At 44.8% G+C, this 26,909-nt stretch carries 24 protein-coding genes; 10 read left to right on the top strand and 14 right to left on the bottom strand.

Features of this window, described 5'->3' with window-relative positions; translation table 11 throughout:
* Positions 1-43 precede the first annotated feature (43 nt).
* From pal to AC0KUT_RS14215, 4 genes are all read left to right on the top strand, one after another.
* Positions 44-508: a peptidoglycan-associated lipoprotein Pal gene (gene pal / locus AC0KUT_RS14230; RefSeq protein WP_488830926.1), complete on the top strand. Its 465-nt coding sequence runs from the start codon at positions 44-46 to the stop codon at positions 506-508.
* A 14-nt stretch (positions 509-522) separates the two neighbouring features.
* Positions 523-1,257 (top strand): tol-pal system protein YbgF, encoded by a 735-nt coding sequence (ybgF, locus tag AC0KUT_RS14225; RefSeq protein ID WP_488830925.1) that lies wholly within the window; start codon positions 523-525, stop codon positions 1,255-1,257.
* A gap of 433 nt (positions 1,258-1,690) precedes the next feature.
* Positions 1,691-2,896 (top strand): hypothetical protein, encoded by a 1,206-nt coding sequence (locus AC0KUT_RS14220; RefSeq protein WP_488830924.1) that lies wholly within the window; start codon positions 1,691-1,693, stop codon positions 2,894-2,896.
* 282 nt (positions 2,897-3,178) lie between these two features.
* Complete coding sequence (locus tag AC0KUT_RS14215; protein ID WP_488830923.1) at positions 3,179-3,814, top strand: class I SAM-dependent methyltransferase; 636 nt, start codon at positions 3,179-3,181, stop codon at positions 3,812-3,814.
* Positions 3,815-3,836: 22 nt separating this feature from the next.
* Here the strand turns inward: AC0KUT_RS14215 and AC0KUT_RS14210 are convergent, their stop codons facing one another.
* The 3 genes from AC0KUT_RS14210 to AC0KUT_RS14200 form a co-directional block, all read right to left on the bottom strand.
* Positions 3,837-5,030, bottom strand: coding sequence for a lipid A-modifier LpxR family protein (locus AC0KUT_RS14210; RefSeq protein WP_488830922.1), 1,194 nt, complete (start codon positions 5,028-5,030; stop codon positions 3,837-3,839).
* Between the two features lie 315 nt (positions 5,031-5,345).
* Positions 5,346-5,954 carry a TetR/AcrR family transcriptional regulator gene (locus tag AC0KUT_RS14205; protein WP_488830921.1) on the bottom strand — a complete coding sequence of 203 codons (609 nt, stop codon included), beginning with the start codon at positions 5,952-5,954 and terminating at the stop codon, positions 5,346-5,348.
* A 154-nt stretch (positions 5,955-6,108) separates the two neighbouring features.
* A complete protein-coding gene (locus AC0KUT_RS14200; protein ID WP_488830920.1) occupies positions 6,109-7,128 on the bottom strand; it encodes a nucleoid-associated protein in 1,020 nt (339 codons plus the stop codon).
* A gap of 77 nt (positions 7,129-7,205) precedes the next feature.
* Here AC0KUT_RS14200 and AC0KUT_RS14195 point away from each other — a divergent pair, with 77 nt between their 5' ends.
* Positions 7,206-7,553 (top strand): RidA family protein, encoded by a 348-nt coding sequence (locus AC0KUT_RS14195; protein ID WP_488830919.1) that lies wholly within the window; start codon positions 7,206-7,208, stop codon positions 7,551-7,553.
* 147 nt (positions 7,554-7,700) lie between these two features.
* Positions 7,701-8,870 carry a PilT/PilU family type 4a pilus ATPase gene (locus AC0KUT_RS14190; RefSeq protein ID WP_488830918.1) on the top strand — a complete coding sequence of 390 codons (1,170 nt, stop codon included), beginning with the start codon at positions 7,701-7,703 and terminating at the stop codon, positions 8,868-8,870.
* Between the two features lie 41 nt (positions 8,871-8,911).
* On the opposite strand, the gene AC0KUT_RS14185 is transcribed toward AC0KUT_RS14190, so the two are convergent.
* Positions 8,912-9,781 carry an RluA family pseudouridine synthase gene (locus tag AC0KUT_RS14185; protein ID WP_488830917.1) on the bottom strand — a complete coding sequence of 290 codons (870 nt, stop codon included), beginning with the start codon at positions 9,779-9,781 and terminating at the stop codon, positions 8,912-8,914.
* 510 nt (positions 9,782-10,291) lie between these two features.
* Here AC0KUT_RS14185 and AC0KUT_RS14180 point away from each other — a divergent pair.
* Positions 10,292-11,173, top strand: a complete 882-nt coding sequence (locus tag AC0KUT_RS14180) for an HDOD domain-containing protein (RefSeq protein WP_488830915.1) — start codon at positions 10,292-10,294, stop codon at positions 11,171-11,173.
* Between the two features lie 76 nt (positions 11,174-11,249).
* Positions 11,250-11,633, top strand: a complete 384-nt coding sequence (locus AC0KUT_RS14175) for a DUF3859 domain-containing protein (protein WP_488830914.1) — start codon at positions 11,250-11,252, stop codon at positions 11,631-11,633.
* 83 nt (positions 11,634-11,716) lie between these two features.
* Here the strand turns inward: AC0KUT_RS14175 and AC0KUT_RS14170 are convergent, their stop codons facing one another.
* The 3 genes from AC0KUT_RS14170 to AC0KUT_RS14160 all read right to left on the bottom strand — a co-directional run bounded on the left by AC0KUT_RS14170 (position 11,717) and on the right by AC0KUT_RS14160 (position 16,347).
* Positions 11,717-13,300: a cellulose binding domain-containing protein gene (locus AC0KUT_RS14170; RefSeq protein WP_488830912.1), complete on the bottom strand. Its 1,584-nt coding sequence runs from the start codon at positions 13,298-13,300 to the stop codon at positions 11,717-11,719.
* A 367-nt stretch (positions 13,301-13,667) separates the two neighbouring features.
* The gene (locus AC0KUT_RS14165) at positions 13,668-14,894 is read right to left on the bottom strand and encodes a glycoside hydrolase family 27 protein (RefSeq protein ID WP_488830910.1); all 1,227 of its coding nucleotides are present in this window, start codon (positions 14,892-14,894) and stop codon (positions 13,668-13,670) included.
* 376 nt (positions 14,895-15,270) lie between these two features.
* Positions 15,271-16,347, bottom strand: a complete 1,077-nt coding sequence (locus AC0KUT_RS14160; RefSeq protein WP_488830909.1) for an arabinan endo-1,5-alpha-L-arabinosidase — start codon at positions 16,345-16,347, stop codon at positions 15,271-15,273.
* A 114-nt stretch (positions 16,348-16,461) separates the two neighbouring features.
* On the opposite strand from AC0KUT_RS14160, the gene AC0KUT_RS14155 reads away from it, so the two are divergent.
* Complete coding sequence (locus AC0KUT_RS14155; protein ID WP_488830907.1) at positions 16,462-17,508, top strand: glycoside hydrolase family 43 protein; 1,047 nt, start codon at positions 16,462-16,464, stop codon at positions 17,506-17,508.
* Positions 17,509-17,672: 164 nt separating this feature from the next.
* The gene (locus AC0KUT_RS14150; protein ID WP_488830906.1) at positions 17,673-18,752 is read left to right on the top strand and encodes an aldose epimerase family protein; all 1,080 of its coding nucleotides are present in this window, start codon (positions 17,673-17,675) and stop codon (positions 18,750-18,752) included.
* A gap of 436 nt (positions 18,753-19,188) precedes the next feature.
* Here the strand turns inward: AC0KUT_RS14150 and tnpC are convergent, their stop codons facing one another.
* The 7 genes from tnpC to AC0KUT_RS14115 form a co-directional block, all read right to left on the bottom strand.
* Positions 19,189-20,736 (bottom strand): IS66 family transposase, encoded by a 1,548-nt coding sequence (gene tnpC, locus AC0KUT_RS14145; RefSeq protein ID WP_488829883.1) that lies wholly within the window; start codon positions 20,734-20,736, stop codon positions 19,189-19,191.
* 41 nt (positions 20,737-20,777) lie between these two features.
* Positions 20,778-21,125, bottom strand: a complete 348-nt coding sequence (gene tnpB / locus AC0KUT_RS14140) for an IS66 family insertion sequence element accessory protein TnpB (RefSeq protein WP_488829882.1) — start codon at positions 21,123-21,125, stop codon at positions 20,778-20,780.
* A complete protein-coding gene (gene tnpA / locus AC0KUT_RS14135; protein WP_488829881.1) occupies positions 21,125-21,415 on the bottom strand; it encodes an IS66 family insertion sequence element accessory protein TnpA in 291 nt (96 codons plus the stop codon). Before tnpA ends, tnpB begins: the two co-directional genes overlap by 1 nt.
* A 496-nt stretch (positions 21,416-21,911) precedes the next feature.
* Complete coding sequence (locus AC0KUT_RS14130; protein ID WP_488830904.1) at positions 21,912-22,400, bottom strand: DinB family protein; 489 nt, start codon at positions 22,398-22,400, stop codon at positions 21,912-21,914.
* A gap of 207 nt (positions 22,401-22,607) precedes the next feature.
* On the bottom strand, positions 22,608-23,024 hold the full coding sequence (locus AC0KUT_RS14125; protein ID WP_488830903.1) for a hypothetical protein: 417 nt from the start codon (positions 23,022-23,024) through the stop codon (positions 22,608-22,610).
* Between the two features lie 262 nt (positions 23,025-23,286).
* A complete protein-coding gene (locus tag AC0KUT_RS14120) occupies positions 23,287-23,838 on the bottom strand; it encodes an N-acetyltransferase (protein WP_488830901.1) in 552 nt (183 codons plus the stop codon).
* A gap of 177 nt (positions 23,839-24,015) precedes the next feature.
* Complete coding sequence (locus tag AC0KUT_RS14115; RefSeq protein ID WP_488830899.1) at positions 24,016-26,730, bottom strand: hypothetical protein; 2,715 nt, start codon at positions 26,728-26,730, stop codon at positions 24,016-24,018.
* Between the last annotated feature and the right edge of the window lie 179 nt (positions 26,731-26,909).

The following is a 26,909-nucleotide window of genomic DNA, read 5'->3' as shown; positions in this document are numbered from 1 at the left end:
CCCTGTACTAAACTAGACCTATCCTTATTGGAGTTACACACACATGATCATTAAAGCAATTAAACAAGGTTTGACTTTCGCTGTTGTTATGTCTTTTCTCGTTGGCTGTTCAAGCAATGACTCTAAGCCAGTTGAAGAAACTTCAACCGGTACTGTTGCACCAGTTCAGGCTGTTCAAGAAGCTCAATTGTCAAACGTAGTATATTTTGACTTTGATCAATACACCTTGACTGCTGAGAGCCGTGCTCTTTTGTTGGCTCACGCTGACAAATTGAAAGGCGCTTCAGTTGCTGTTCGCTTGGAAGGTCACGCTGATGAGCGCGGTTCACGTGAATACAACATGGCTTTGGGCGAGAAGCGTGCTAACGCAGTTCGCGATTTCTTCGTAACTCAAGGTGTTAACGGTTCTTCTTTGGAAGTAGTTAGCTTTGGTGAAGAACAACCAGTTGCTACTGGTAGCGATGAATCATCTTACGCTCAAAACCGTCGCGTAGAAGTTAAGTACTAAGAGTCTAAGCCCGTATGCTGAAAAACTTACTCGCGGTTGCTCTGTTAGTGGCGGCCCCAGTGTTGCAAGCGCAAGTACGGGTAGTTGAGTCTTCACCTCAAGGCACTCGCCTTGGGGTGGCTCAGCCCTCTCTCGCTGTATCTGCTGATTCTGATGTTTTTTCTCAAATTCGTGCTTTGCAAGATGAAGTTACGAACCTGCGTGGCCTTGTTGAAGAGCAAGCCTACGAATTAAAGCAATTAAAACAATTGCAGCTCGATAACTATATCGATCTAGATAGGCGCATTAGTGGTGTTAAATCAACTGCGAAAGTGGACACTATAGCCTCTCCATCTGCTACTGCCCCAATGCTGGGTACAGAGACATCTGTTCTGGATGGTGTGTCTGAAAGCGATGCATACAAAGCCGCTTATGATTTATTGAATCAAAAAGATTTCGATGGTGCGGTAAGTGCTTTTAAGGCGCACTTGACGCGCTTTCCCAATGGTGAATTTGCCAGCAACAGCCATTATTGGTTGGGCAAGGTCGCTATGCTTAAAAAAGACTATCCAGCTGCTCAGCAGTGGTTTAGTGATTTGATTACACGTTTCCCTAAGGCCTCAAAAGTACCTGATACTAAGTTAGATTTAGGTAAGGTGTATTATATTTTAGGCGAAAAGGCTAAGGCAAAAGCGTTATTGCAGGAAGTTGCTTCTGGTAATAGTGATGCGGCGCGGCTTGCTGATAGATTTTTGAGTGAGAACTTCTAGTTTTTGTTCATTGATTTAATATTGTGCGTCACTGGAACATTTTTAGTGACGCAGCTGAGGCGTGGCATACTTAACCTAGTCAATAATGTGTCGAAGGTAAGTCAGTAGGCACTCGTTAACCCGGCTAGTTATTTGCTAGCGCCCATCTCCCATATTTGTGCAATTCTAATTCAGTAAGCTCCTTTGATAAAAAGACACAGAAGTTGTTTAGGCTTCTGTTGTGTGCTTATTGGTCGCTCAATATCCTTTTCTTGTAGTATTTTTAATTTCTTCTACCAATTCTATTGTGAATTCTGATGTTGGCTTGGTGTCTCAGCAATAGCATGGCGTAAACTGTGACATGATGTGTGGTTTAAAAAGAGATAAATTTTACTGGAGGTTTAACTTGTTTAAAATCTGTACTCTATTTTGCGTACCCCTTTTTGCAATTATTATGTCGATGAATAGTTTGGCAGCATCGGCAGTAAGCAAAGACCCTCTGTCCTATAACCTCGATTTTAAAATGGAGTTGATACCACAGCAGGAGGGTGCTCAGGTTAATATTACTATCGATAAGGGGCAGTTGATGGAGCAAATGCGATTTGATAACCCACATGGGATTTACTCCAATATTAAAGCGACAGGCAAGCTTACATTTAAAGATGATGTGGTGATTTGGGATTTGCCTAGTGATAAGGCGCAGCTATCTTATTTTGTAAAAATTCCTCATGAGCGCAGCCCGGGAAAGTTCGACGCAATGATGACAAAGGATTGGGCCATATTCAGGGGTGATGATCTGTTTCCTGCTGTGCATACCAAGGAAGCTGATGGTGCATATTCGGTAGCGACGTTAACGGTTGTTTTACCGGAGGGGTGGAAGAGCATCGAAACTGGCTGGCCCAGAAAAAAAGGTACAACTTTTTCTATCGATAACCCTAGTAGACTCTTTGATCGACCAACTGGGTGGATGATCGCGGGTAATATCGGCACTCGGCGCACTCGGGTTGCAAAGACATCTATAGCGGTAAGCGCCCCTAAATCTGAACATTTCCAAAGAATGGATGCGCTTACATTTCTAAATTTCGTGTGGCCCGAAATGCACGATGCATTTAAAAGTACCCCTAAAAAACTCTTGGTGGTCGGGGGTGGTGACCCCATGTGGCGCGGTGGTCTTTCGGCTTCTAACTCATTATTTTTGCATGCTGATCGACCTTTGGTGAGTGAGAATGGAACAAGCCCGTTGTTGCATGAGCTCACACATATGGTGACGCGTATAAGTGGTACAGTTGTTAATGGTAAAAATGATGACTGGATTGCTGAAGGCATTGCGGAGTTTTATTCTTTTGAATTACTTTATCGAGCTAAGGGTATGACTAAGTCCAGGCGCAATGGGGTGATTGCTTCGCTCGCTAGCTGGGGCGCAGATGTTAAAAGTTTGCGTGCGACTAAGTCGAGTGGCCCAGTAACGGCGCGAGCAGTTGTGTTATTAGATGAGTTGGATAAAGAAATTCGTAAGCGTAGTTATGATAAATATTGTTTAGATGATGTGGTTCGAGAGTTGATGCCTAAACGTAAAGTCTCACTACATGATCTAAGTATGGCGAGCGAAAAGTTGGTGAAGGGAAAGCTGAAGGCCTTAGAGTCACCACTACTGAAATAAAATAGTGCGGTGTTGATGTTTACTTTTTGAGGTGACAGGGCGGGTTGTTTTTTCTTTATGTATGCATCTGTCATTTTTGAAATAGTATTTTACTTGCATGATGTAGTGAACGGGTTAAAAGGTTTTCCAGATAAAAGGTTTTCTAAGTAATTGGCGTGAAGGGAGTCTGCCTTAGCAAAATATACATAGACTCGTTAAGGCATAGTTTTTGATGCTTTGTTGTCATAAATTTGTATTCTTTTCTCCATAGACTAGCTGGCTATTTAACTGAGAGATAATCTAGTGCCTAAATTAATTGCGCCACCTGAAAAGAATAGCTTTGTCACTTACGGTGTCTGGCTTTATCACGAAAAAAGCAGCCAGATAAAGCGCATTAAAAAGCAGGTGTCTCCCAGTGTCCATGGCGATCGCCACTGGAGTTCGAGCTACGTTCTAATGGATTACTTTACGGCTAAGCCACTTAAGAAAAAGGCGAGAGTCTTAGATGTTGGTTGCGGTTGGGGGCCAACGTCTATCTATTTGGCGAGTAAGGGCTGTGTTGTTACGGGCCTGGATGTGGATGCTGATGTGTTCGAGTTTTTGCAGGCTCAGGCTGCACTTAATGAAGTGAGTGTTACTACACGTCAGGGCCCAATGAGTTCCATGACAAAAAATGATTTGGCAAATTACGATGTAATTGTTGGTGGTGATATTTGTTTTTGGGATGAATTAACAGATGAGTGGTTTGCCATGCTCAAGCGTGCCGCTCAAGCAGGTGTTAAGAAATTAATTTTAGCGGATCCTGGCCGCAGTCCATTTTTTACCTTGGTCGATAAGTGTATAAAGCGCTGGCCAGTCGAGGTCCTTAGTTGGTATTCGTTGGAGCCTAAACGTTTTAGTGGAACCTTATTGATCGTTGATTTGAGTAAAGCTGCTTAGCTGGCATGCTTTAAGTTTGTTATTAGATGGTCTTGGCAAATATCAGTCCGCCCCACAGTAAATTTCTATCGCCAGCTCCAGTGTTTATTTCGGAGCTGTGGCCGCGCAGCACATAGCTGAATCTATAACCGTGCTTATAGGCAAAGGTGTAACCGATCCATGCCTCCACTAACACTGGATTTAGCTCGCCATGTTGATAAGTGACGGGGCTGTCGCGCCATTGTCCCTGTAAAAAAGCATTGTAAGCTCGTGCCTTGATCGCTATTCCTGCCCAAAAATAATGCTCGTTGAGCGCTGTCTTGGTGCTCGCATAGGATGACTTTTCGCCATAACTGGTTAAGTCTGGGTTGAATGATGACCAGAGGCTGTGGATTTTCCCCGTGCGCAAACTGAGGCTCCAGCTGGTTTCTGTCAAATAGCCTATAGATGCTTGCCAGGTAGATTTAACTTCCAAGTTGTTGGTTGTCTTGCCAATGACTTTTTGACGAGCTACGAGATAGCGTGCTGTTAATTCCCCTCCCTCACTGATTTGGTTGTTCCAGCCCTCGGCTTTGGTTCCTTGAGTGTTTCTGTGGGCGATATTTTGTAAGTCACCCACGAGATTTAAGCCCAGTGCGCCAAGTATAAGCGTGCTTTTCCACGCGGTATTGTTAACTAAATCCACGTTTTCTTTTGAGCTAGCAAGATAAACCAGGCTAGCATAAGGGCGATCCAGCGAATTGGCTGCTGCAAGAGTGATATCTTCGGGTGTAAATCCATATGCGCCTAGCTCTCGACTTACAGACTCTATTTGCTGATCATGATGGGTGGTGTGTATACCCAGTGCTTCATCGATGGCGTGAAGTGGCGTCAATAGCGATAGGGCTGCTTGGTGGGCTTTGTGCCCAGTCTGTGTAAAGTTAAGCCCATAGGTGTAATCTTGATCGCGGTGGCCCGGTACAAATAAATCATTATCGAACGCAAATGCCCAACTGTTGTGAGGCTTTGGTGACGTTTTGGTTAAATGTAATAGCGGCTGCTTTTCTTCTTCAGCTAGGTGTGCAATTTGAAGCCACTCTAATTGTTGCTGGGGAATGCGCAGTTTAGTTTCTGCCTGTGCAAAGCTGTTTAAGCTGAGCAGTAATGCAATGGTTAAAATTTGCAGTGCTGCTGCCCCGAAGAGATCATAGCGGTGAATTTTAGGCCTTACTGGGTAAGGGGTTATGTCGATACTCATGTTCGCTCCAATTCTTTTTTGATAAAAATATGACCAGTCGTCTTTTATTTGCTTAAGGTGTATTAGCTTGGCGGTATTAATTTACTTACCTTAATTAAGTGACTGGTCGTCTTTCTTCTGTGGAGAAGAGACTAGGGTTGCACAGGCTGTTTCCAGAGGTGTGCAAGTCGTAAAAGGTAATTTGGTCGTATCTCTAAAAGGAGGCGAGCAAACGTTTGTTGTAGTGCAAAAGCGTGCTTGGTTCAGGTGGTAAGATTAAGGCTATCCGTTGTTCGGGTATAAATAACTTCAAGAGTAACTACGCTTAAGGCTGCACTAGTCTTTGCTTGGCTCGAACAGTTCAGGTAAAACAGTTAAAAATGCATTCAATGGTTCACGGCTTTTGGCTGCTTTCATCCGCATGACTGTGCCTTCCCAAGCGTTAAATAAAAACTCCGCCAATATTGAGGAGGGAATTTTGCTGTTCTGTTGTAAGTGACTGTTTAGTTCTTGATTGAGCCGCGCTTCTTCTAAAACATCTTCAATCGCTTGGGTGCTGTTACGCAACATTTGACGCACTTTTAGGCGTATAGCCTCGCTGGATTCAGACATCTCTTGGCACATGTTGCCAATAAAGCAACCGCCATTCATGTTTTCTTCGCAGCCACCAATATTCTCTACAAAAAAGCGAGTGAGTCGCTGTTGTGGGCTAATACTGCGGTCACCGAGTAGATGACGATTTTGAATCATGCGCTCTTCAGTGACTTTTTCCAGTGCCTCAATAGCAAAATCCTCTTTGCTTTTGAAGTAGGTATAGAAGGAGCCTTTTGGAACATCGGCGGCGTTGACTATGTCCTGAATACTGGTGCCGTTATAGCCACGCGTGGCCATGACTTTTAAGCCGGCATCAAGGAGTTGATCTTTTTTAACTTCGCGTTTGCTCATGTGACTCATAGTATGACCGGTCGTCTTGTTTTGCAAGTGTTGTATTAGGTCTTGTCGTTATAAGCTTTCGTGATTTTTTAGATAAGGCACTTATAACGATGCTATTAGAAAACGATAAATTTAGCATGCTTTCGATGATTCTTGCGCTGGCCTGCTAACTTCCTTCTTTCAGGTGTTTAATTAGGCGCGCTTTTAAGGCGGGCGGTAAATTGCGAATCGTTAGTACATCTTGATCAGCATCATATTCAATTTCACGGCCAAGGCAGTCGGATGCGAAGCTCATGCTTAAGGATTCATTGCGCCCGCTGATGCGTACATAGCTACGAATTTGACCAGCATGGGGGATAAACTCGGCTTTGAGTTCTGGCTTTTGGGATTCTAAATGGCGTACAAACTGCTCGGGTGGGTAGCTTTTAATTTCCTGGGCAAGGTTTTGCGATAGTTCGCTAATGGCGACAGCTTTACCTGCTTTATTCTGCTCGAGACAGTAATCTACGACCTTGGCGCGGGTGATCTTAGCGGTTGGTTCGTCCAGTGTTTGACTGAATTTATCGACCAACTGTAAAAATTCAGCGGTATCGCCTTTAACGTCATGCTTATCGCTAAAGCCGATAAATTGGGTGAAGGCGTCGGCGATATCTTTATCGCCGCGACTCCGCATAAGCGTGAGGTATGTGGTGGAGTCACCCGCATCCCAATCGCTGAGATTTATTTTAGCGGCTAGGGTAAAACCGCCGCTATCAATATAAAGCGCATCATTTAGGCTGATATCGCCATCAAAATACAGCCCGCTTTGGTGCTCTAGTAAATACACGTAAAGGTATTGGCCGGCTTCAATGTTCTCTTCAACGAAGCACACATAGGCATCTAGCAGCGATTCACTGGCTTCAAGGTTTTGTTGCAGTTGTTGTAGTGCTTTATGGGTGAAGCTGGTAAAACTGAGGCGTTCGTGGCGATAGTCTTGCAGCCATGCAGGAAGGGGAGATTCGCCCAGTTCGGTTGAAAAACGCCCGTAACTCTTACCGCCCTTGCGAATAAATTGCGTTTTGAGTTCGTAGGCGAGTTCTTCTAATTTGCCTGAGGCCGCTAGCGGCTGCTCTAACAATTGAATGCCCATGTTGGTGCCTGGGGCATGACGAAAAATACGATGTGCGATGATCGATGCTAGAGCCATAGGAAGTCTGCGCCAAAAAGTGCGTATTATAGGCGCCCCTCGCTCTTTGCAAACCCTTATTCACGGAAAAGCCCAAGATGATTAGTCGATTAAACCCAGCACCGCGCTGGTCGGATGCCACTATTTACCAAGGTATCGCGTATTTTGTTGAGGTTCCTGCAGATACTTCAATGGGGATAGAGTCACAGATTGCCCAGTTGTTGATGCAGGCTGATGTAACCTTGGCACAGCTGGGGAGCGATAAATCGCGCCTATTATCTGCCACAATTTATCTAACGCAGCGCGATGATGTGGACGCACTGAATAGTGCCTGGGAGGCCTGGCTGCCAGCAGAAACCGCACCGTCCCGTGCTTGTGTGAAGGTTGAGTTGCTCGACCCTTTAATGCGCGTGGAGATTGCATTTGTGGCAGCGCTAGTGGCTTAAAACACTCGTCAAACTGTCGGCTGCTCAGCAATGCCAACCAGTTTATAAATTAGGGCGACAAGTTGATATTAGGTGGTCGATTGCACGGTGAATTGATCGATCTTATCTATACTCCTTTGATCAATAGGGGAATAGGTGAGGTGTTACATGGCGGTTCCATTCGATCAGTATTTAAATATTTTAGCGAAGAAAGACGGCTCAGATTTATATTTGAGCACCGGGGCGCCGCCCTGTGCGAAGTTTCAAGGGGTGCTAAAGCCGCTCAGCCAAGAGCCGCTTAACCCAGGTGAAGTTGAAGCGATTGCCAATACCATCATGGATGAAGAGCAGCGTGCTATTTTTGCCCATGAGTTGGAAATGAACTTGGCGATCTCTATTCATGGCGTGGGTCGCTTCCGTATCAATATCTTCAAGCAGCGCAACGAAGTTTCGATAGTGGCGCGCAACATCAACACTAACATCCCCAAATTTGATGACCTAGGGCTGCCCGAAGTCTTGAAAGACGTCATCATGGCTAAGCGCGGCTTGGTGCTCTTTGTGGGCGGAACTGGCTCGGGTAAATCTACGTCACTTGCGGCCTTGATTGATCACCGCAATAGCTCCAGTGGCGGCCACATTATTACGATCGAGGATCCCGTTGAGTTTGTCCACAAACATAAGCGCAGTGTGATTAATCAGCGTGAAGTGGGGGTCGATACACGCAGTTACAAAGCAGCACTCAAAAATACGCTACGCCAAGCGCCGGATGTAATTCTTATTGGTGAAATACGCGACCGCGAAACTATGGAGCACGCCCTTGAGTTCGCAGAGACTGGGCATTTGGCTATATCAACCTTGCACGCCAATAACTCTAATCAGGCGCTGGAGCGAATTATCAACCTATTTCCTGAAGAGCGCCGCCCACAGCTGCTGATGGGGCTTTCGCAAAATTTACGAGCGTTTGTGTCGCAACGGTTGCTGCCCACGGTGGATGGCAAACGCTGTGCAGCGATAGAGGTATTGCTGGGTACTAAAACGATTCAAGAATTAATTCTGAAAGGCCGCATGACGGAAATTAAAGAGATCATGGAAAAGTCGGAAAACTTGGGGATGCAAACCTTTGATGGCGCCATTTTCAAACTTTATACGGCGGGAAAAATTAGTTTTGAGGATGCGATTGCCAATGCGGATTCACCTAATAATTTGCGTTTGCGTATTAAGCTTCAAAGCGAAAACGCGCCGCCTCCTGAAGCTCCGCGCGAAGAACCTAAGCCCAGCCTAACGAATTTTAGTGAATTGAGTTTGGAAAGTATTGATGAGGATGAACCCGAGCACTAGTCAGTAGGTGTCGGGTTCAACGTTGTTTTTTTGAATTGTTTTTAGATAAGCCGCATCAAATTCAAAAAATCAGCTGGGGCGGGCGTTTCAAAATGCAGTATTTCGCGGCTGCCGGGCTTGCTGATACTCAGTGACAAAGCATGCAGGCCCATGCGCGGCCCAGCAATGCCGTAGCGCATATCGCCGATAATGGGGTAGCCGAGCCAGCTGAGATGAGCGCGAATTTGATGCTGGCGCCCTGTTTCGAGTGTGACATTGAGCAGGCTGCGCTGCGCCGTATACTCTTCGGTGCGGTAGTGGGTCACCGCGGGTTTGGCATCGGGGTGGGCACCTACATGCATGCGATACTCGTGCTCATCTAAACGCAATGGTTCATTGATCGTACCTGCAGGCGGGTTGGGGTTGCCTTTGACAATGGCAAGGTATTTCTTGTCTGCGGTCTCCCAAGTGCTCATAACGGTCTCGCGTATTGCCCGCGACGTGGCAAACAGCAGTACCCCAGAGGTATCGCGATCAATGCGATGCACTGGCCAGAGTTGAACGGGTTGGCTGCGGCGCGAGAGTTGTTTGCGCAGTATTGCCAATGCGTGGTTTTGAGTTTCTTTTGTCGTTCCCACAGACAACAGACCAGCAGGTTTGTTGATAGCGATGAGGTCGCGGTCTGAATATAAAATTTCTAGCGGTACGCTGGTGTGGCTTTTAGCATTTGTACTTGACGAGCTGGTGGCGCTAACGGTGATGCTATCCCCTGGATGCAGGGCAAAATCGTGTTGTGTCACTATGGTTTGATTAACGCTGACACAGCCAGACTGCAGGCGCTGTTTAATTTTGCTGCGTGACCACTGCGGTAGCTGGCTAAATAAGAAGGGAAGGAGGGCAGAATCGACCTGCACCTGTAGCTTATCCGACATGTAATACCCTTAACGGAGAGTGATGTGCGCAAGCGACGTAGAGTGGCATTAAGGGCACAGAGAATTTATGGGCGCTAAGGTGACAGCTTTCAGGCTATTTGGCCAGTATTCTAGCGTTTGAGTTACCGATTTGATGCGCTGCTTAGTCGCTATGTTGAATCGTTTTTTGGGTTTGCTACGCTCAGTGCTTAATAAAATTTATTTGAATTACAAATTGCTAAGCTAGGGTATTAACGCTATAAACTAGAGGCGCGTAAGTAAGCAGCGCCGAGTTTTTGTTTACATGGTATCCGAATGGGTTAGTGTTGATTGAGCGTTACCCTAATAAGGCTGCGTCAGCAGACCTATAATGATTGGGCGCGATAAAAGCACTCTGCAGGGTTAGTCATTACTTGCAGTTGGTCAATATAGCGGATTCCTATAGTTAGTAGACCAATATAATAGGCCAATAATTGGCTTTAGCCGCCTCATACATAGGTCTTTAAACAGACTAAAAAGAAGGCCAGTCAAATGGCCAATAAGAAGGAAAGTCGCGTGGAAGTCGACCAAGAAGAGATCACCCCTTACCGCGAAGTAATTGCTAAAATTATTTCAGGCGAAGAGCCTGTGCCTGCATTGCCTGCTGTAACTCTTGAAATTCGTCGCGCCTTAGCTGATTTGAATACTTCAGCCTTATCGCTGAGCAAATTGGTAGCGCAGGATGAAAAGTTGAGCGATCAGCTATTGCGTTACGCTTCCAGTGTGGCGGTGCACAGCATGATGCCACCACAAACGATATTAGATGTGGTGCGTATTTTAGGAATGGATCAGGTGGGGCGCATCACCATGGTTCACACCATCAAAGATATTTTTACGCCGCAGCCCGCAGCCCATAAACGCCTATTTTTATCCGCATGGGAGCGCGTTATTTTAAAGGCTAGCACCGCTGCCTTTTTGGCGAAGTCTCTAGGCCATGTGATACCTGATCACGCTTTACTGGGTAGCTTGATGACGGAAATTGGCACACTTGCTGTCTTAGCAACCTTTAAACCAGATCAGCCGTTACCGAGTAATGAAATCTTTATAAAGCTCTGTCGTGAGTTTGCTAAACCTTTGAGCGAACTGATTCTTGCAGCCTGGGAAATTGAATCTGAATACACAGAGCTTGTCGCTAACACGGGTAATTGGAAAGGCCGTGCCGACAAGCCGTTTGACTTAATTGATGTGGTGAATTTAGGGCTGTATCACTCGCTTAAGGCGCGTATGGTGGGGCGGTCACTGCCAGCACTTGCTGAGCTGAGTGCCTACCGTAAATTAACCCATCCTAAAAATTTCATCACAGATACCAATGAGTTGGAGATAGTGGTTATAGGGCGCGATGTGATCAAGTCCATAGCGGAAAGCTTGCGCTGAAATTACAGCTGCATATAATCCGCGCTCGCCTTCCCACTATCAAACTAGCCTTTTGTGGCTAACATACTTACACGTTATGGCCAAGAAAAAACCAGAAGTAAAATTAGTAAGCTGGGGTAGTTACACCCAGTGGAACAGTGAGTCCAAAGACCTGCCTAAATTAGTCAAAATGACCCGTGAAATTCCCTGTGAGTTAGACGTTGAATTTGGCTACATTCTTAATATTAAAAAAGCCAAAAATCAAAAGCTACAGTATTGTATTTATCACCCGAATATTCCCGATGAAGCAGGCGTTCCCATGGCACCTTTTGCGGGAGAGGAATATATCAAACAAAATGATTGGAATTTTTTTATCGGCGATACAGTCTGGCTGCCGCTAGAGAATAAAAAGGGACCTTGGCGTATAACCTTGGCAATAGAAGGGGTATTAGTAGCCGATGAGACATTTCAGCTAGAGTGAGAGTTTGGTTGTGTGGTCAGCTGACGTGAGAAACAGATGAGAAAGCAAAAGGGCACCTGTGGGTGCCCTTTTGTATTTAACGCTTAATTACAGGTAGTACGAATATCATTGAGCCCAGTGCGATTTATTCCTGAGCGCGAAGTCAGCTCAGTAGGGCAGGCCACTTCTTTGTATTTCAAGTTAGGGTTGTCGGCGGCTTGAAACCAATCTACAAACCACATACAGCCCTTATACAAATCAGTTAAACCACGTGTTTTAAACACGCTGTCGCATTTGTTGGCGACACAGGATTTGTATTGCGTCGAGCTGGCGTTGTAGCCCAGTTGATCTTTACAGGCTGCGAGGAAGCCACCGTATTGTGCACCTAGCTCAGAGGTGGAAACGCCCCATTGCGATGAGCAAGCATTGAACGCGCCCACGCCACCGCCGGGGATTAAAATATCAAACTGACCACCGCTCACATCGCCGCCAATATTGGTCGCCTGCACAATCATCGTTTTACCCGCCAATGCCGCCGAGCCTGGGTCATTGCCGTAGTGGCCTGCACCGGTAAACTGAATTTGGAAGCAGCGGCCACAAATGTCGCCATTGGAGGTGGCGGCATAGCCGTAAGCGAGGTTGTCGTTAACGGCGAAAGGCGCTAGGCCCCAGCACATATGTGCATTGCCGCCGTCGCAGCTGCTGGGTAGGTTTAAGTCACTTTGCAAGGTGTTATTGGTGGAGCAGCTTTTTAATGCCGCTATACCCGTAGGTACATTTGCAGACCAGCCGCAGTGAGGTTTACAACAATCCCAATAGCGTGTGGCATAGCCATCGCAACCCGCCACTATAGGCGCAATACTGCTTGTGCTGCTTGTGCTGCTGGAGCGGCTTGATGGGGTAGGTGTAGAGCTCGGTGTCGCAGGGGTAGAACTTCGTGGGACCGAACTTGGGGGCATAGAGCTAGGCTTTGTGCTGCTTGCGCCACCCACGACGCCATAGGGTGATGGTTGGCCTTGGCAGGTAGAGACTGCCACACAGCTTTTATTGTTTTCATAACCCCAGCCGCTCGTCGTAGTTGCACACAGGGGAATGGGGCTGCCGTACCAATTGCACTGTTGCCCGTTGGCTGCGGTCGAACTTCTGGGCGTTGAGCTGGGTGGCGTTGAACTAGGTGCTACCGAACTCAAGGGCTTGGAGCTAGGTGCTATTGAACTGGGTGCTACAGAACTCAGGGGTTTTGAGCTTGGTGGCGTGGAACTAGGTGCTGTGGAGCTGGGTGGTGTAGAGCTAGGTTGGCTATTACCACTGCACACAGCGCCTGTCACTGTGGGTTTTTCAGCCGCGCTATTGTTGGCTTTGGTGCCCTGCAGGCCAAAACTTACCGTTTGGCCGACACCAATATTGCTATTCCACGATAGGGCAGAGGCGCTGTGAGGGTTATTACCCGTGACTGTCGCGTTGTAGGAACTGGTCATTACATTGCTGTTGTACTGCCAGCCGACAGTCCAGCCATTAATGGCACTGCTGCCGTTGTTGGTAATACTAATCGTGGCGGTAAAACCGTTGTTCCACTCGTTGTTTACCGTGTAGGTGCAGTTTGCCGCTTGGCTCATACTGCCATAAAGGCTGGCACTTCCGCAGAGAAGCACGGTGAATATAGGTTTTATTAGGCGTTGAATTCTCATATGTTTTTCCTTTAATGAGCAACTTGATGAACATGGAGTCGATAACAGTTGTTGTAGCCTTGCGGTCTAGCAACTCCAATAGCCTCAAATACAACAAGCCTAATACTTTTATGGCGAACTTTAAGTTTATCGAGAGTTTGTTTCGTCGCTATGGCGACTAATAAAGTAGGGCAATGCTAGGCAGCATTTTCCTGAGGAACACAGCATTAATTATTATTTTTAAAATACCTGGTAAGGCTACAGCAGTAGCACGCGTGCAACTGTGACATGTTCAGCAACAGTAACCGTACTACGCGCAACAAAACACACGAGTAAGGCTAGTGCGTTTTGTTGCTGGCGGACAACTTTTTCCTCTTAGAAATAAGAATTAATGTTTACTAGGGGTAAGGCGATACACAATCACATCTTCTGCGGGTATGACCTGATCAAAGTTCTTGGCTGTACTGCCCTTAGCATTGCTCCATAGTTCTTGCCATTGGTAAATCATTTTGGAAAAGCGCAACTCGCGCTTGCTGAGTTTATCGACAATATCCTGCTCGACCCAATTGAAACTATAAGTCCTTGCTTGGCGGCCGCGATTTAAAAAGGCGATGGCCCAGTCGCCCCCCGCTAAGGGCTTGGCAAAAATTTCAATATCGCCATCGCGCAGTACGCGCAGCGCTTGAATGCCGAGCTTATCTTGGTTGAGTGCTATTACGGCGCGATTAGTCAGGGTGCCAAGGGTTGCAGCGCTCATGTTGCGTAAATCATTGCCGGTAATCAGTGGTGAATTCATCATCGCCCACAGGGTGAAGTGCGCGCGCCCTTGGCTGTCGCTAATACCATTGCCCACTTCTAGCATGTCCATATCATTCCAGCGCCCAGGGCCCGCAAAATCGCGCAGGCCTGTTTGCAAATCCAAAATTTGTAACACGCTCAGTGCGGCTGTTTTTGGGTCGCCTAAATAACAATCCCAACATTGATAAATATCGCTTGTAGTGCGCCACGCGTGGCCAATCTCGGGCGCCCATTGTGTGGGGTTATTGCTGCCCCATTCGCAAATGCTAAAGACCATGGGGCGACCGGTTTTATAAATGGCGTCGCGCATTTTGGTGTAAGCCGTTTTTGCATCTAGGCCGCGTGTATCACACCAGTCATATTTCACGTAGTCGATGCCCCAGTGCGCATACATAGCCGCATCTTGGTCTTCAAAGCCTTGGCTGCCGGGGTAGCCAGCACAGGTGGTTTTACCTGCGTCGGAATAGATTCCTAGCTTTAGGCCCTTGCTGTGAACATAGTCAGCTAAAGCTTTCATGCCAGAGGGAAAGCGTTTGGGGTCGGGTTGAATAAAACCTAAGAGGCTGCGTTCGCCATGCCAGCAGTCATCGATGTTGACGTACTCATAGCCAGCGTCTTTCATGCCTGTGGTAACCATGGCGTCTGCTGTCGCACGAATTAAATCTTCATTGATTCGGCATTTAAATTTATTCCAGGTGTTCCAGCCCATGGGGGGCGTTTGTGCGAGTTCAGTAAATTTTTGTGCGTAGGCGCCTGTGCAAAAGCTCAACGAAATGAAGGTTAACAATACTGCGGTGAAGCTGCGAATATGACGCATGGGAACTCCCTCTTTCTTTTTATTAATGTATGTTTTAGTGCTCGTGTTTTTATGTGTGCGTAATAAAAAAGTGTTTGAGTTATAGGTGTCTTGGAGCCGATTGGTGAGGCAAAAAGATCGTGCTGCGACCGAGCGACAATAGTGGTAATTAGGCGACATTGCTTGTTGCTAGTAGCATTCTTGTTATTGGTTGTACTTGTTGTTATTCAAAGCAAAAACGGTGTTATACCAGCGCGTGAGATATTAAAAATGGTAATACATCATAAACTAACCTCACCTATGGGGGGAGGTTAGTTTTGTGTGATAGCTCAGCTGTATTTATATGAGCATTGGCAGGGGAGGGCAAGCTTGGTTTGGCACCTTAATAAAACTTATTTCATTTGTTATTTTCTAAGCGTCGGCTTTTATAACTATCCAACTCTTTTGGGTTGACCTGCGGCCAGCCCTCAGCGTCCCAGTGAATGTCTAGTATTTTCAATTTTTGCAGATAGTTGTCAGCGGTTTCATAGGCGTGTAGCACAAGGTAGTCTTTACCGTCCCAGCTATAAGCGCTGTTGTGGCCAAGGCCAACCCAGTTTTTATTGCCTTTAATTAACAGGCTCCCACCGCCTTCGTTCATATCCTTGCCGGTTTTATCTAAATAAGGGCCGGTGATAGATTTAGCGCGTCCTACGACCAAGTGATAGGTTGATTGCGCGCCTTTGCAGCAAAGCCCCCAAGACGCGAATAAGTAATAGTAATCACCATGGCGAAGAATAAAGGGCGCCTCGATTTCACCCGGGCCTGCTTCACTGCTGGTGGCCGCTTTAGGTAGGTCGCGCTTGGCAAGGCTAAACCAGGTTTGCGGTTGGGCGGGGCGAGTCCAGTCAGCGTTAAGCTTGAATATTTTTAAGCCGCCCCAGAAGGAGCCAAAACTCATCCAGCCTTGGCCATGCTCATCTTCAATAACCGCTGGATCAATCGCGTTCCACATATCCCGTTGGGGTACAGATTCAATCACTATGCCCTTATCTGTCCAGCCGTAATCAGGGGAATTGGGGTTGAGGGTCTTAGAAACCGTCACGCCAATCGCAGAGGTGTTTTTGCCAAAGGCAGACACCGAGTAATAAAGGTAAAAAAGATTATTGTGGCGAATGATATCTGGCGCCCACAAGTGCCCATCAAAGCTAGGCGAGACCGCTTTGGCCCAGCTTGGCTCGGTGGCAAAGGCGCGGTCTGAGTAGCGCCAGTTGATACGGTCTTTGGAATTATAAATAGTGATGCCGGGGCCAGTGCTAAATAGATACCAAGTATCTCCTTCGCGGGTCATCACCGGATCGTGCACATCAACTTGCTTGGCGCAGAGCGCTGGGGCGATAACTAAGCTCAGGAGGCAGATGAGCTGACGCAGTCGTTGGCAGAGGGATCTGGGTGTAGACCCCACTGCAGTAATAAAGAGGATGTTTAAAAACATAGATAATTCTCGTATTGGTCTAATTCTTTGAATATGTAATATAATATTAATTCATCGAGAATAATAGTTAACTAGCGTTAAGTCTCCAGTGGAGGCAGCTATAACGGAGTTTTTATGAAGTATGCGTTGAGTTTTGCGATCTTGCTATTAGCGGGGGCTTTGGCGTCTTGTAATACCGGTTGTACGAGTAACTGTAAAAGTGGATCAGACAATGCATTACCTGCTTTATCGGGCGCAGCCGAACCCTTAGTGCGGCAGCGCGCCGACCCCTATATTCATCGCACCCCCGCAGGCCATTATTATTTTATTGCCACAGCCCCCGAATTTGACCGTATAGAGTTGCGCAGCGCTACTTCACTCGCGGGAATAAAAACCGCCGTAGCTAAAACAGTGTGGCGTAAACACAATACTGGTGCGTTGGGGGCAAACATATGGGCGCCAGAATTACACTATGCGAATAATACTTGGTATATCTACTTCGCCGCCGCAGAAGCAGAAAATCCTTGGTTGATTCGTATGCAGGTATTGGCGAACAAAGCTGCCGACCCTATGCAGGGCACTTGGGAAGAGCTGGGGCGGGTGCAAACCGCACGCGATTCTTTTTCGCTTGATGCTACGCGTTTTGAACATAAGGGGCAGGCTTACTTGGTGTGGGCGCAAAAAGACCCAGAGGAAACCCTAAACTCCGCACTCTATATTGCCAAGCTGCTATCACCTACTCAAGTAGGGTCGCCAGAGGTGGAAATTTCGCGCCCAGAATTGGCTTGGGAGATTCAGGGATATAAAGTCAATGAAGGTGCTGCCGTACTTATTCGCAATGGCAAAATATTTATCAGCTATTCTGCTAGCGCCACAGATCACCGTTACGCCATGGGTTTACTCTGGGCAGGTGCTGAAGCCGATTTACTGAATCCCGCCTCATGGCATAAGTTGCCAGAACCCGTTTTTACTACCAACGAAAATCTAAAACGCTACGGCCCTGGCCACAATAGTTTCACCAAGGGTGATGATGGTGAAACTGATTTTATGGTATATCATGCGCGCGACTATTTAAGGCTGCAGGGTACGCCACTTACGGACCCTAATCGTCACACCTATATTCGGCGTCTAGCCTGGACGAGCGATGGCTTCCCAGATTTTGAGCAGGACAAGCCCGATTAAGTATCAGTCATACTTTGCTTAAGAGTCTGTTGAAAAGAAACACGCTAGCGTAGCGACACAGCACAAAAAAATGAAATAGAACAACTTACACCTTCAATTAAAAAAGGCTATTTAACGTTTTTATATTTATGTAAATAGCATTCAAGTCTGAGAGCATATTGGTCATGTCAATTACATCTGCAATTACACAAAAAAAATTCGGCACCACGCCAAGTGGCGAAGCGGTCACAGAGTTCACCCTCATCAACAAGCGCGGCAGCATTGCCAAAATCATCAATTTTGGTGGCATCATTACCGAGCTGCATGTATGCGACAAGCATGGCCAATTGGGTGATGTAGTATTGGGTTTTGAAACCCTTGAACCCTACTTGGAGCAATCCCCCTATTTTGGTGCTTTAATTGGCCGTGTGGGCAACCGCATAGCCAATGCGCAATTCACCCTTGATGGAAAAACCTATTCATTGGCTGCGAATAACGGCAGTAATAATTTGCACGGTGGGCCAATAGGTTTCGATAAAAAGGTGTGGCGCACCGAGCCTTTTGAGAACGAGCAAGGGCCGGGCTTAATATTACAGTTGCTCAGTGAAGATGGTGATCAAGGTTTCCCCGGTAATCTAGCGGTAAGAGTTACCTATCAATTCACGCACAGCGACGAGTTAATCGTGGATTATTTCGCCACCACCGACCAAGCAACCCCGGTGAATCTCACTCAGCACAGTTATTTCAATTTGGCGGCGTTCAGCCCTGAGAGCGGCGGCGACATTCTAAGTCACGAGCTACAAATTTTTGCCGACCATATTAACGCCGTAAACGAAGTGCAAATCCCCCTAGGCGAGCCTATGGCAGTAGCCAATACCCCCTTTGATTTTCGCAGCCCGCGTTTGATCGGCGAATTAATTAACGCTGAACATGAGCAAATAAAAAATGGTTTTGGTTACGATCATAACTACTTGATAAATCAAAAGACCTACAAAGAGCTTACGCTGGCGGCGCGCGTAGAAGAGAAGTTTTCTGGCCGAGTATTAGAAGTATTTACCCAAGAGCCGGGCGTACAATTTTACTCAGGCAATTTTTTAGATGGCTCCCTCACCGGCAAAGGCATCACCTACCAAAAGCGCACCGGTTTTTGTTTGGAACCCCAGCACGCACCGGACTCCATTAATCAACCGCAGTTTCCATCCATAGTCCTGCGTCCTGGTAAGGAATATAAAACTCGCACGATTTTTAAACTCTCCGTTAAATAATTGATTTGAGTAGGGTGGAGTCGCGCAGCGCGCCGCCGAAGCAATAAAAAACGCCCTGTATTGAAAAGTACAGGGCGTTTTTATTGGGTAAATGTTGTTGCTATGTTTTTCTTAAGTCGCTTTTCGGCCGGAGACGGAAGTTTGGTTAATCTGTCTAGGGTTTTAACTTTTGCACTTTTTTCGATAATGGTTTTCGCCCGCTGGCGAGTCACTTTTCTTTGCTTCGCCGAAAGAAAAGTAACCAAAAGAAAGGCGACCCAACTCGTTCGTGTTTCCTGCGCGCTTCGGAAAATCACCGTCGTTCCGACACGCCATCCCTGGCGTGACGTCACTAAAACGGACGTCCTGTCCGTTTTCCGGCAATTTTCCTCCAGTGCTCGGCGAACTCATATGGGATAGTTAAAATCAACAGCAACAGCAACAGCAACGTAAGCGTCTAACCAACCACACCTAGATTTACTTGCCAAGGCATCAAATCTTCAAGTCCATCATCTGTATTGCGCTTAGGGATTTCTGTCAGCAAATGCTCAACATACTTTACCGGATTCAGACCATTTGCCTTAGCCGTTTCGATAATCGAATATAAAATCGCGCTGGCTCTCGCACCGCTGGCGGTGTTGCTAAACAGCCAGTTTTTGCGGCCGATCACAAAGGGTTTTACGGCGCGCTCCGCGCGATTATTGTCGATGCACAGTTGTCCGTGTTGTGTGTAGGTAGTGAGCTTTCTCCATTGTCGCAGCGTGTATGCGACCGCATGACCTAATGTGGATTTAGGGGGCGTCTGTTCCACTGATTTATCGAGCCATGCTTTAAATTCAGTGAGCAGCGGTACAGCATGCAACTGCCGCAGGGTATATTTTTCTTCCGGTGTTTTGTCGTTCAGTAGCGCTTCCACACGGTAGAGTTTCTGAATGTGCGCCACTGCCCAATCAGCACGGCCTACTTTGCCCTTTGGTTGTACTTTTTGCGCATCGGTAAATTTCCGGCGTGCATGAGCCATACAACCAGCCAGTGTTGCTTGAGTGCTTTCGTAAGCCGCATAACCATCAACCTGTAAATAGCCTTTATAGCCGCTTAGAAATTCTTTCGGGCAAGCAGCTGCGCGACTGGGTTGATAGTCGTAAATCACAATGTTGTTCGCGGAGCTGTTCGGATCAGGAGAATCTCTGCCGCTACAGTAGACCCACATGTAATTTTTTTTGTCATCCTGAAGCACTGTCACTGGCGTTTCATCTGCATGGATGGCGGTTTGTGTTAGCAGCGTTATTGTTAATCGCTGCAATAGCCTTTCAAGAACATCCGCACTACGCATTATCCAGTTGGACAGGGTGTTGCGATTGAGGTCGATATTCAGTTGCTTAAAAATAATTTCCTGGCGATACAGCGGCAGTGCCAATTGGTATTTATTGCCGATAATGTGTGCCAGCAAGCTGGGCGTGGCCATACTTTTGGGAATGGGGCTGGCTGGCACAGGGGCGATCACAATCGGCGTATTCGTATGGTTCTTTTCGCACTGACGACAGGCGTATTTCAGGCGCAGGGTTTCAATGACTTTTAAACTGGCGGGAATGTATTCTAGTTGTTCACTTTTTTCTTCGCCGATTTTGTGTAAGTCGCCATTACAGCAAGGGCACATTTTTTCTGTATCAGCGATATCAATTATGCGTGTTTCACGCGGCAAATCGGCGGGCAATGGTTTACGGCCGGTTTTCTTTTTAGTTGAAGTGGCGGCAGATGTGATATCCGCCGCTGTAGCGTCTGTTGTTATCTCTGCGTCACTGTCTGCACGGATTTCGTCTACTATTACTTCCGCTTCGTTAAATAACCAATCAAGTTGATCTGGGGATTTTTCTGAAGACGTGCCAAATTGGCGGCTTTGCGCCAGCTTGAATTGCTCACGCAGAAAACGAATTTCTTGCTCCAATATTTTATTTCGCTCTTTAAGCGAATCAATTTCGACAAGTAATTTATGAGAGTTTGGCATGGCCGTATTTTACTACGACCACCGAGGTTACATCAAAATAATTAACTGGCTTGCTGAAAAAATACCGGTTGATGCCCAATCACATCATAACCGCCTAGCAGCCACTGTAATTGTTGTTCACTCAAGGTAAGTGTTGCAGTTTGAATTTGTGTTGGCCACTTAAAGCGGGATTTTTCCAAACGTTTGTACCAGAGTACAAAGCCTGTAGCATCCCAATAAAGAATTTTCAGTTTATCGCGCGAGCGATTACAAAATACATACAGCGCAGGCTCAAATGCCGAGCGCTCCAACGCTTGCTCTATCACTACGACGAGGCCATTGATGGATTTGCGAAAATCGATAGCATCCTTGTACAGAAAAATAGCAGGCGGATCAACAAAGCAGCGCATTATGCAAGCGCCTTAATAACGTCCGCTAACCATTGCGCCGATACTCCCGTGGGCATACGCAGCTGTGTGGCACCGATGTGAAGCTGAATACTTTGGTTTTCGAGGGGTTTTGTCGTTATCGCAACAAAGCGATTTTCTGCGGGTTGCGTCGCCAATTGCTTTTTGCGTGTACTGAAATATTTATTATCAATCTCGCGCTCTGCGCAAAATGCCTTCGCGGTTTGTCCTGAGGCGGCTTGCTCCTTAATCAGTGCTCGCCATTGCTCTTGTGTTAATCTGGCCATCATCATTCCTCTGTTGAAAAAGGATTAGGCTAATGATTGGTGGCCAAAATGGGAATGTGTGCTTTATTGGACGCTTACACAGCAACAGCAACAAATTAGTTTTGCTTTTAAAATCTTGCTAGTGGCACCCGTTCTCACCCCATGAGAATTTCCCGAGCATCGCAAGGTGCTAGGGCAAATTGGGCAGGACGCCCAATTTAGTCTTGATGGGACAGGGACGTCCCATCAAGACGGCCCGTAGGCGCCTGAGAAGCGCAGGATCAGAAATTCGCCGGGCCGCCTTTCTTTTGCTTACTTTTCTTTTGGCGGAGCAAAGAAAAGTGAGGCCTGCTGCAGGCATGGATAATGAATGATGATTACAAAGTTAAACGTCTAGTACCAAACTTCATCGCAATAATATTGCGAAAAAAGACTTATCATAAATCGAAGACCTGACCCCATATTTCAAATAATGAAAACATACTGGCAATTGTCATGATGGTTCCTTATGCATACACGCTTTTTAGGCTGTTCTTCTATATGGTTCATATTGGTGTAGAAACTTGGGAAATGTATCTTTGGGGCGATCAAGACCACAGTCAGCTAATATCATGGCTACATTACCACGATGATAGGAACCATGAATAATGAGGTGATTTAGTATTTCACTTATACTCATGCGCCCGTGGTCGCCATCAGTAAAGATAAATTGTATTTCTCTATCAAGTTCTGGAGGCTCAACATTTGAAACGTAATGTATCAGCCACGTATCCGTTTGATTTATTGAATCACAAAGTTCATCTAAAGAGGGCGTTTCGTCTGTATTCGTCGAGCCAAAAGGATGTGCCTCACCTTGCATATGAGCTATAAATATTTTGTCAACCACGAGCGTGTGATTCAATAAGCGAACAGCTAATGTTTTTTTGTCCAGATATCTTTCGTTATCTACTTGCTTTAGCAAATTTAGAGTTTCTGAATTTGCCCAGCGCTTATAGCAAAATTGACTTTTCATTCATGTCTCCTTAGGTCTGACCTAGCCTAACTTCCGCTCACGCGTGGCGTTGTAGTGAAGCCGAAGCCGAAACGGAAAAAGTTTGGCTGTGGCTGCGTTTGTTAGCATTTTTTCTAGTGGCACAAACCGACCACTTATTTTTTAAATTGGGGTAAAGTCTTCGTTTTATGGTTATTAAAACTAATCATAAATAAAAGACCCCGTTACTTATTCTAATGTTGCACTAAAATCAGGTATTAATGAATTACCATTACTATTTGATTTTAGTTTAATAAAATATCTTCTCTTTGAAACATCTGCTGGAAACCGATAATTACCGAAAGACCAAGCTTCAAGAGCTTTTACAGCATTAGCATAAAGTATTGAACTATCAGGATGACTTGTACTTATTAGTTTGATATTTGAAGGGCTAAGCCAAAGCTTTGAGGCTGGGTCTGAAGTAAGATTAAATCCCAGTACGACCCATAGATTTTTATAAGCTTTTAGATGTTCTGGGATTTCAGCATTAACTAAGAAAATTGGCTCCATAGGTAGCCTCTCAAGCTCTTTAGCTGATGCATCTCGTTCGAAAGTTGCACACCCAGAAAGACATAGCGCCAGAAATATAAAGGCAATATTTTTCATATTAAATCCATTAATAGTATTCAGAATTATATGCGACAGTGCGTAAATTATATTATTTTAGAAACACAACAAACCGAGCCATAAAATCTACTAGGGTGAAGTCTTTGGTTTATGGTTGACAAAAGTCTAATGGGTGACCCCGTTGCCCTCAGTCGGCTTTCGGCCAAGAGCGGACGTTCATGGCAGCCCGTCAGATGCCTTATAACTGGCACTTCAATTCCAAATAGAATAAAAAGATTATCACGGCGTCGTTTGTTAGGCGCTACTTGAACCTAGCAACAACAAATTTAACATTTAGAGGGTCTTGGAATACTTCGAAGGGTTTTCCTGCCCAAAAGTAATCATAATAACTTTTATTATTTGGATGAGGAACGGCGAATTGATCGCGAATAAACCCTAATCCAGTATATAAACTATCTAGCCTTGAAAATTTTTCATCATTTGTTGCCTCTACACCTACTTGTAAAAAATCCTCTCTATCATTCTTGAGCTGAGCCTTAAACCCACCAATCATTAATTTGGCATATCCATTATTTCGATATTCGGGCTTCACATACACGCACCTTATAACCTTGTAGATTCTATCCGTAAAATAGGCGGAAAAATACATTGGGTTATTTTCAAATTCATCATTAACTAAATAGTTATTTGGACGAACTTTTTGATCGTTCATTAACTTTGGGTTTGTGATTTCCATTGTTAATTTATAGCCGCACTCAAATATCTCTCTCACCTTGTCATTTTCTAAGTAGAGCCTTCTTGCATCGTCTTTTTCCAAATTTTTCAAACCCATCCCCTTAACTATCAGTGCCACATAATCCTGTAAAAAACATTTCAGTAGAAATGCATATTCACAACAATGCTTATGATTAATATTTACGTAAGCCATATTTCTTTATCACTGCTTTTGCGAATCGGTTCGAGCTAACATTCGACCGAGAGCGTACATTTGCAAGATTTACTCTGCCCCCAAATTCAGCCTAATGCATGATTAAGTATCCAAATAAATTTCTTTTGCATTAATTGCTTTTCCTCCAGATCGAGATTCGTCGGCGATGATTCTCATCTTTTGTCCAATAGCGAGCTGACACCAAACTCGCCACCCGCCGTCCTTAAAATTATCATAATGAAGAAAATAATCGTCATTATGAGCGTCCTTAGCAAAGAGATAAGTGGCACTATCTTTTGTTCTATTTGTTATTTGAACTGATATTAAGCCAGTAGAATCCAAATCTTTTTCTTCAATAATTTCTAAAGAGTGATTATTGAGTATATTAACTGTAGATGCTTTAAATGGATTGCCTTGAAGGTTGATTACTAAAAACTTTTTCACCATGCTGTCTATGCTACTACTATCATTTAGGTGATCAATTTCAAAAATATTCTTGAATACAAAATTAAGCAACTCTAGTCCTTCAGTTTGAAAATTCGAACAGTAGTTTTGTCTTGAAAAACAAAATTCCACTTCTTCAAAAACTTTGAATGCCTGGTTATTAGCCGCCCTAGAATAACCCTCATCTCTAAAGACATCGGACAAAATTCTCGATGCTCGCAAAAGCGCATCGATCGTACCCTGCGGATCACTATCTACCAAACCTTCCATCTTTCTTTTCCATGCACTTGCTCTATATGTTCCAATAGTTGCTCGATATGGGCCCGCATCCTTCCATTTTTTTGTTTTTTCAAACACCTCATCATATTGACCTGAGAACAACATAGCTAAAAATAGCCCGCTGTAAATGGTTTTACCAAAGTTAATAACGCTTGGATCATTTCTAGTCCAACCCATTTCGATTAATTTTTCATACTCAGCTTTAGCCAGGTCAAATCTGTTAGTTGAATGATATAGTCTTGCGAGTAAATAATAGGAGGATGGCTGCTCTGGCTCAGACTTTATGGCCAGCTTGTACTGATCTTCAGCAAAATTATAATCTTTTAATGCTTCTAATATTCGCCCATAACCTCTATGGTATAACCCACTGCCTTCATAAATAAATTTCGATTCTTTAAGTCGTTTAAAAATACCGACTGCTATATCAGTATTTTTTCTTGATTTCCGAATTCCGTTGTTAACATCGGTTATTAGTATCTTCAAGCCTTGATTTGTCTCACTTGGAATGTAGTCAGCGTGCCAAATAGGAGTGTCTTTTTGATTCTGACGAATATCAATCTGATTAGAGATATTTCTTCTTTTTAGAATATCCCCCTGAACTTTACTTCGAGTTTCTATATTTCGAGGCGACACCAGCAATAACTCTCGAACAGAATCACTTAACCTGTATATTTCACCTTGTTCGGATGAAATCCTAGTTATTAAACTCGTTTTAGATAACTCACCGATTGCAGAAGAAATATCATCAATTGTTTTATTCAGCAGCTCACAAAGTGATAATCTTGTCGAAGAGTCTTCAACAAAGATGGTTTCCAGAATTTCCACCGCGCTTTTACTTAACGCTTCTATCAAATTGTTGTAGGAAAACTCTGCGATTTCCTTATTCGCAACATTTAACGACTCTGGAATATCTCGACCGGTAACGATTAAATCGATTGTTAGTCGTATAGCAAGTGGGTTATAAAAACATCCTTTCGTTAGTTGCGCATAAGCCGAATCCTCTAGTTGTTGGCCACCTCTTTTAGATAAATATGTTCTAGCTAGATGGATGGCAGATCCTTCTTTAAGTGCTTCCAAACTAAGAATTGTTGCATTTGAAATAACCACTCTACTGGTAACTAGCACTTGCCACGTTGGCGGAAGTTGATAGTTTAGTTCTTCAAAGTTATTTTCTTTGTCCCTTAAAAGGGTTTCTAAATTATCGATACACAAAAGTATTTTCTCGTTCGCCATAGCTTCTTTTGCATTTTCAAATGATGAGAAATTATCATCATATATCTCATTGATTGAACTTAAAATATTGCCCCGAAGCTCTTCCATTGTTTCAATTGAGTCTAGTGATACAACTCCGTCAGACGTTAACTTTTCAGTTTTCATCGTAATAAAAATGACAGAATCGAGCGTCTTAGAAAAAGTAGGAGTAGAAACTATAGTATTAAGTAAATCTAGTGCTAATGCGGTTTTTCCTGATCCCCCTGGGGCGACTAAAGCGACTGTATTAACTCTAGGATTTGCGATGAATTTTTTAAGCTCTTGCAATTCTTTTGACCTGCCTATTAAACCTGTCAGACCATGGTCAAATTGCTCAGGAAGATTATTAGGGATTTGCCAAATAACTTTATTTACCCAGTTTTCTGGTGGATCCGTGATGAGTCCCGCTTCAGCCGATTCAAGCGCATTTTTTACTTCACTTAACCCCAAGATTTCATTAACAGGATCGCTCGCAATCGCTGCAACTCTATACCAGTAACAATCCCAGAAAGGCCTGTTTGGGTGCGCAATGGCATTTCTGACTTCGTATATATCAAGGTGATGAAAGAGTGAATATAGATAGTTAATGGAGTCAATCAAACTGCTATCACGTGCAATATCTAATGCAAACCCAAACAGTTCGTCAAGATATGTTGCTTCTACGACATCTTTAATTGAGTTTCGATTAAATATTCGTCCTTTATCTACCTCGCGTTGATGTATGTTTTCCAATACATCTAAATTTAGCGAATTGATATCGCCATTATTTAATACAAAATTTCCGAGGGCTTCTTCAATTTGATGAAGTAGCATTGTTGTTTTTCTCTTGATTTCGTTAGCCAATTTAAAAACTCCTTGAAATTTGACCTGAATTTGAAAATCATTGCATTTTCAAAGGTTGTGTTATTGTCAATAATGAGATGGAGCTGTTTGCACACTAAATTTTACAATTGAAACAAGTATATTATTCATACTAAAAATAATCCAAATTCCAATTTGGAAAAATTCGACTCATGCTCTCG

The sequence above is a fragment of the Cellvibrio sp. 25HG11W-0 genome (genome assembly GCF_057815475.1).
Note: the sequence above shows the minus strand (reverse complement) of the source record. Positions and strands in the feature narration are given on the sequence as shown.

Excerpts from the sequence above, each read along its gene's own strand:
- AC0KUT_RS14125 (WP_488830903.1), bottom strand. The coding sequence starts at position 23,024 with ATGAAAAATATTGCCTTTATATTTCTGGCGCTATGTCTTTCTGGGTGT.
- tnpB (WP_488829882.1), bottom strand. The coding sequence starts at position 21,125 with ATGCGCTGCTTTGTTGATCCGCCTGCTATTTTTCTGTACAAGGATGCT.
- AC0KUT_RS14165 (WP_488830910.1), bottom strand. The coding sequence starts at position 14,894 with ATGCGTCATATTCGCAGCTTCACCGCAGTATTGTTAACCTTCATTTCG.
- ybgF (WP_488830925.1), top strand. The coding sequence starts at position 523 with ATGCTGAAAAACTTACTCGCGGTTGCTCTGTTAGTGGCGGCCCCAGTG.
- AC0KUT_RS14205 (WP_488830921.1), bottom strand. The coding sequence starts at position 5,954 with ATGAGCAAACGCGAAGTTAAAAAAGATCAACTCCTTGATGCCGGCTTA.
- AC0KUT_RS14180 (WP_488830915.1), top strand. The coding sequence starts at position 10,292 with ATGGCCAATAAGAAGGAAAGTCGCGTGGAAGTCGACCAAGAAGAGATC.
- AC0KUT_RS14185 (WP_488830917.1), bottom strand. The coding sequence starts at position 9,781 with ATGTCGGATAAGCTACAGGTGCAGGTCGATTCTGCCCTCCTTCCCTTC.
- AC0KUT_RS14150 (WP_488830906.1), top strand. The coding sequence starts at position 17,673 with ATGTCAATTACATCTGCAATTACACAAAAAAAATTCGGCACCACGCCA.
- AC0KUT_RS14155 (WP_488830907.1), top strand. The coding sequence starts at position 16,462 with ATGAAGTATGCGTTGAGTTTTGCGATCTTGCTATTAGCGGGGGCTTTG.
- tnpA (WP_488829881.1), bottom strand. The coding sequence starts at position 21,415 with ATGATGATGGCCAGATTAACACAAGAGCAATGGCGAGCACTGATTAAG.
- AC0KUT_RS14210 (WP_488830922.1), bottom strand. The coding sequence starts at position 5,030 with ATGAGTATCGACATAACCCCTTACCCAGTAAGGCCTAAAATTCACCGC.
- AC0KUT_RS14195 (WP_488830919.1), top strand. The coding sequence starts at position 7,206 with ATGATTAGTCGATTAAACCCAGCACCGCGCTGGTCGGATGCCACTATT.
- AC0KUT_RS14160 (WP_488830909.1), bottom strand. The coding sequence starts at position 16,347 with ATGTTTTTAAACATCCTCTTTATTACTGCAGTGGGGTCTACACCCAGA.
- AC0KUT_RS14220 (WP_488830924.1), top strand. The coding sequence starts at position 1,691 with ATGTCGATGAATAGTTTGGCAGCATCGGCAGTAAGCAAAGACCCTCTG.
- AC0KUT_RS14175 (WP_488830914.1), top strand. The coding sequence starts at position 11,250 with ATGGCCAAGAAAAAACCAGAAGTAAAATTAGTAAGCTGGGGTAGTTAC.
- AC0KUT_RS14190 (WP_488830918.1), top strand. The coding sequence starts at position 7,701 with ATGGCGGTTCCATTCGATCAGTATTTAAATATTTTAGCGAAGAAAGAC.
- tnpC (WP_488829883.1), bottom strand. The coding sequence starts at position 20,736 with ATGCCAAACTCTCATAAATTACTTGTCGAAATTGATTCGCTTAAAGAG.
- pal (WP_488830926.1), top strand. The coding sequence starts at position 44 with ATGATCATTAAAGCAATTAAACAAGGTTTGACTTTCGCTGTTGTTATG.
- AC0KUT_RS14170 (WP_488830912.1), bottom strand. The coding sequence starts at position 13,300 with ATGAGAATTCAACGCCTAATAAAACCTATATTCACCGTGCTTCTCTGC.
- AC0KUT_RS14130 (WP_488830904.1), bottom strand. The coding sequence starts at position 22,400 with ATGAAAAGTCAATTTTGCTATAAGCGCTGGGCAAATTCAGAAACTCTA.
- AC0KUT_RS14200 (WP_488830920.1), bottom strand. The coding sequence starts at position 7,128 with ATGGCTCTAGCATCGATCATCGCACATCGTATTTTTCGTCATGCCCCA.